This is a genomic window from Wenyingzhuangia sp. 2_MG-2023 (assembly GCF_030548295.1).
Classification (GTDB): Bacteria; Bacteroidota; Bacteroidia; order Flavobacteriales; family Flavobacteriaceae; genus Wenyingzhuangia.
The window spans coordinates 1-237 of sequence record NZ_JAUOSB010000195.1 but is presented as its reverse complement, the minus strand read 5'-3'; the positions used below and the strand labels follow the sequence as shown (position 1 = coordinate 237).

At 51.1% G+C, this 237-nt stretch carries 1 protein-coding gene; it reads right to left on the bottom strand.

The window, feature by feature from the left end:
* Positions 1 to 237 (bottom strand): transglutaminase family protein (locus tag Q4548_RS17035; protein ID WP_303457283.1); only part of this gene is annotated, 237 nt, incomplete at both ends.

Sequence of the window (237 nt, the reverse complement as noted above, 5' to 3'; positions counted from 1 at the left end):
AGATTACGGCATAATAGTGAAGCGAACTGCTCAGCATGTTCATGGTTGAAGTCGTAATTTTTGTCAACGCGAGCAAGCAGGCTAGAATCTTTCCAGAGCGGCTCGCCATCCGTACGCCAGAAGCAGCCCAGAGCCCAACGAGGGACTTCTTCGCCGGGGTACCATTTACCTTGGCCGTTTTGAAGAACGCCATTAGGGCCGAAGCGTTTTTTCAAGCGAATCAGTAGGTCTTTAGCC